Origin of the sequence: Allosphingosinicella sp. (genome assembly GCF_036387215.1) — a bacterium.
In the GTDB taxonomy this organism is placed as follows: Bacteria; Pseudomonadota; Alphaproteobacteria; order Sphingomonadales; family Sphingomonadaceae; genus Allosphingosinicella.
Map to the genome: position 1 here is coordinate 1 of NZ_DASVUE010000346.1, position 4,389 is coordinate 4,389.

4 protein-coding genes are annotated in these 4,389 nt (G+C 67.9%); 2 read left to right on the forward strand and 2 right to left on the reverse strand.

Going from position 1 to position 4,389, the window contains the following annotated elements; genetic code table 11:
* Together VF662_RS13810 and VF662_RS13815 are read right to left on the reverse strand one after the other, a co-directional pair.
* A partial coding sequence (locus VF662_RS13810) for an Rrf2 family transcriptional regulator (RefSeq protein ID WP_464142277.1) occupies window positions 1-204 on the reverse strand: 204 nt, incomplete at its 3' end.
* A gap of 57 nt (window positions 205-261) precedes the next feature.
* Complete coding sequence (locus tag VF662_RS13815) at window positions 262-2,139, reverse strand: DUF885 domain-containing protein (protein WP_464142279.1); 1,878 nt, start codon at window positions 2,137-2,139, stop codon at window positions 262-264.
* A gap of 91 nt (window positions 2,140-2,230) precedes the next feature.
* Between VF662_RS13815 and VF662_RS13820 the strand changes: the two genes are divergently transcribed.
* Window positions 2,231-3,262, forward strand: coding sequence for a quinone-dependent dihydroorotate dehydrogenase (locus VF662_RS13820; protein ID WP_464142282.1), 1,032 nt, complete (start codon window positions 2,231-2,233; stop codon window positions 3,260-3,262).
* 39 nt (window positions 3,263-3,301) lie between these two features.
* A partial coding sequence (locus VF662_RS13825) for a gamma-glutamyltransferase family protein (protein WP_464142284.1) occupies window positions 3,302-4,389 on the forward strand: 1,088 nt, incomplete at its 3' end.

A 4,389-nucleotide genomic window follows, 5' to 3' on the forward strand; every position in this document is an offset into this window, starting at 1 on the left:
CGCTAGGCGGAAGCCGCCGCCCGTCCCGCGCGCCGAGCTGAGGAGGCCGGCCGAGGCGAGCCGCCCCATCAGCTTCTGCGCCGTCGGCAGCGGAACGCCCGTCTCCTCCGCGAGCAAGGCCGCCGACAGCCGCGCCTGCCCGCCGTGACGGGCGGCCGCGGCCATCATCACGACGGCATAATCTGCGAGCGAGGTAAGGCGCATTTGCTCCAATCGGATCGATTCTATCCGATTGGCATGTGGGCTCCCAGCCTCCAGAAATCAACCTCGGCGGCTGGCGATCCAGGCGTCCACATTCTTCTCCAGCATGTCGAGCGGCATCGCGCCCGAAAGCAGGATCGTGTCATGGAAGCCACGTATGTCGAAGCGGTCGCCGAGCTGGGTCTCGGCCTTGCGCCTCAGCTCCTCGATCTTCAGCTTGCCGACCATGTAGGCGGTCGCCTGACCGGGATAGACGATGTAACGCTCGATCGCCTTGACGATGCCGCCGGGCGCGTCGGCGCTGTTGTCCTCGACATATTTGATCGCCTTTTCGCGGCTCCATCTTTTGTGGTGGATGCCGCTATCGACGACGAGGCGGATCGCACGGTGGAGCTCGAGCTGAAGCCGGCCGAAGTCGCGATAGGGATCCTTGTAGGCGCCCATCTCCTTGCACAGCTTCTCGGAATAGAGGCCCCAGCCTTCGCCATAGGCGGTGTAGCCGCCGAACTGGCGGAAGGGCGGGACTTCCGAGCCGAGCTCGACCCGGAGCGCGTTCTGGAGGTGGTGGCCGGGAATGCCCTCGTGGCAGAACAGGGCCTCGACCTCGATCGAAGGCATGTCGTCCATATTGTAGAGGTTGGCGTAATAGACGCCGGGGCGGGAGCCGTCCGGAGCGGGAGCCTGGTAGAAGGCTTTGCCGGCGGACTTCTCGCGGAACGGCTCCACCGCCTTCACGGTGAGCGGCGACTTGGGGACCCGGCCGAAGAATTCCGGCACGCGCGGCGCGATCAGGTCCAGCACCTTCTGGGTCTCGTCGAGATAGGTCTGCTTTCCGGCGGGCGTATTCGGATAATAGAATTGCCGGTCGGTCCGCATCTTGGCGAAGAATTGCTGGAGCGTTCCCTTGAAGCCCACCTGGCCCATGATCCCGCGCATCTCATCATGGATGCGCGCCACCTGCTGGAGGCCGAGCGTGTGGATCTGGTCGGCGCTCATGTTGGTGGTGGTGTAGTAGCGGAGCAGGGCCGAATATTGCTCGGCACCGTTCTTGAAGCGCCAGATGCCGTCGTCCGTGCCGGCGACCTTCTGCTGCGCCTGCATCAGCGCGATGACGCGCGCGTAAGCGGGCTTCACCTCCTCGACGAGCGCCTTGCGGCCGGCCTCGATCAGGCGAGTCTTCTCGGCAGGCGCGATGTTGAGCTTGTTCACCTTGGCCTTGAGATCGGCAAACAGGGCGCTGTCGGGGCCGGGGCCGTAGGGTGCGCCGCTGGTGATGTTCTTGGCGTCCTGGATCACATAGGGATAGACCCACCTCGGCGGCAGAACGCCCGCCGCCTGCCGGTCCTTCGCCTCGGCGATCGCCTGATCGAGATAGGCGTCGAGGCCCTGGAGCCGGCGCACATAAGCCTCCGCGTCCGCGAGGGTGTCGACCCGGTGGATGTTGATGAGGAAGGCGGGGCCCGACGACTGGGCTCCGTTCATCTGATCGAACACATAGCCGTTCTCGCGGAACGGGAAGATCGCTCCGCTACGCTCGATGCCTGCCTCGAACAGGTCGTAGCTGAGCTGGTCGGCCGCCGAGAGCGTCGAGCGCTCGAAGCGCGAGCGCATGTTGGCGAGCGTGGTCACGTCGAGATTCTGCGAAGCCAGCGCGGCCTCGTCCGTATATTCGTTCCAGCGGCCGTAATCCTGGTCCTTGATGCCGCGATAGGCCTTGCCGAGCGGCGACATCGCAAGCTGCGCCTGGTCATAGGCTTCGAAGAAGCGGGCGAGCTCCGCATTCTTCTCCGCGACCGCTGCGCGGGCGCCGGCGGTGCTGACCGCCTGCGAGGCGGGGCTGCCGGCGCTTGCCTGAGTGTCGGCAGTGGTCGTGCCGGTGGTCGCGCAGGCGCCGAGCGCGGCGGTCGAGGCGATGAGGAGCAGGCGGATCGACTTCATTGGCATCCCTTCCGAGTCTTTTCTTGCCACCCCCTTAGGAGCTTAGGCCGCCTTTTGACCAGCCGTGCGGCCGATGCCATAGCCGCCGCCGATGGCGCTCTACCCGCTCCTCCGGCCCTTGGTGTTCCTGATGGAGGGGGAGCGGGCGCATCGGGCGACGATCTCGGCGCTGAAACTGCTTCCAACAGGCGCTCCTACGCCCGATCCCGCGCTGCGCATGTCCGTGGCCGGGCTGGACTTCCCAAACCCCATCGGCCTCGCCGCCGGGTTCGACAAGGATGCGGAGGTGTTCGGGCAGATCCTTCGGCTCGGCTTCGGCTTTGCCGAAGTCGGGACGCTGACGCCGCTCCCCCAGGCGGGCAATCCGCGCCCGCGATTGTTCCGGCTTGCAGAGGACCGGGCCGTGATCAACCGCATGGGCTTCAACAATGGCGGCCTCGATGCAGCCCGGGCGCGGCTGGAAGGGCGGAGCTCGGGGATCGTCGGAATCAATATCGGCGCCAACAAGGACAGCTCCGACCGCATTGCCGATTACGTGGCAGGCGTGCGCAGGATGGGGCCGCTGGCGGATTATCTGACCGTCAATATCTCGTCGCCGAATACGCCGGGGCTGCGGGCTTTGCAGGACAAAGTCGCGCTAGACGACTTGCTTCGGGCGGTCATCGAGGCGCGAGGCGGGATGAAGCCGCCGATCTTCCTGAAGCTCGCCCCCGACCTCGAGCGGAGCGACATCGACGACATCGCCGAGGTGTCGATCGCCCGCGGCATCGATGCGCTCATCGTGTCGAACACCACCATTTCGCGGCCTCCGCTAAAGTCGCGACACAGGGGTGAGAGCGGGGGACTTTCGGGAGCGCCGCTGAAGCAGCTGGCGCTGGAGCGGCTTCGCGATTTCCGACGGGCCACGGGCGGAGCGATCCCGCTGATCGCAGCAGGGGGGATCGAGAGCGGCGCCGACGCCTATGCCCGCATCCGGGCGGGGGCGAGCCTGGTTCAGCTCTATTCGGCCCTCGTCTACGAAGGCCCAGGGCTGGCGCGGCGGATCGCGGGGGAGCTGAAGGCGCTGCTGGCGCGCGACGGCTTCGCTCGGGTCGGAGACGCGGTCGGAGCGGACGAGTCTTAGCGCTTGCGGTGCGGGCGGACGGGATTAGTCTCCGCCGCCATGTCGAAACGGCTCCTGACGCGCGCAGCGCCCTTCCTTCTCGCCGCTCTTTCCCTCGCCGCCGTTCCGGCCGACGCCCAGAGGCGTGCCCCCGCGCGGGCGCCGGCTGCAGGCCAGCAGGCCTCGCCCGGGATGGTCTCCGCAGCCGACCCGCGCGCTGCCGCGGCCGGGGTCGAGATCTTGCGGAAGGGCGGCAGCGCGACCGACGCGGCGATCGCAACCATGCTGGCGCTGAACGTCGTCGAGCCGCAGAGCGCGGGCATCGGCGGCGGCGCCTTCTTTGTCCAGCACAGCGTCAGGACCGGCCGCACGACCACGATCGACGGCCGCGAGGCGGCGCCGGTCGCCGCAGACCCCCGCTGGTTCTACGGCCCGGACGGAAAGCCGCTCAGCCATTCCGAAGCGGTGCCGGGCGGCCGGAGCGTCGGCGTTCCGGGGACGCTCCACGCAATGGCGATGGCGCACCGGAGCGGCGGGCGGCTGCCCTGGGCCGCGCTCTTCCAGCCGGCGATCCGGATCGCCCGGAGCGGCTGGACCTTGAGCCCGCGCTTCGCTGACATGCTTCCCCGCTTCGGGACCTTCATCGAAGGCAGCGCGAGAAGGGTCTTCTTCGACGCGAACGGGCGGCCGCTGCCGGTCGGAACGCGTGTGACGAACCCGGAGCAGGCGGCGTTGTTCGAGCGCATCGCGAAGGCGGGGACGGCAGCCTTCTATACCGGTTCGCAGGGGCGCAAGCTCGTCGCCACGGTGAACGGCGCTGCTCGCAACCCGTCCAAGATGACGCTCGCGGACCTTAGCCGCTACCGCGCGAAACCGCGGCCGCCGGTCTGCGGCACCTACCGTGCACACCGGGTGTGCAGCATGGGCCCGCCCTCGTCCGGCGGCATGACCGTGCTCATGATCCTGAAGCAGCTCGAGCGGTTCGACATGGCGGCGCTTGGGCCCCGATCGCCGGTCGCGTGGCATCTGTTCGCCGAATCCTCGCGCCTCGCTTACGCGGACCGCGACCTCTACATCGGCGATCCCGATTTCGTGCAGGTACCGGTCGCAGGGCTGCTCGATCCGGCCTATCTCGCCTCCCGCTCCGC

Excerpts from the sequence above, each read along its gene's own strand:
- VF662_RS13815 (WP_464142279.1), bottom strand. The coding sequence starts at position 2,139 with ATGAAGTCGATCCGCCTGCTCCTCATCGCCTCGACCGCCGCGCTCGGC.
- VF662_RS13820 (WP_464142282.1), top strand. The coding sequence starts at position 2,231 with ATGGCGCTCTACCCGCTCCTCCGGCCCTTGGTGTTCCTGATGGAGGGG.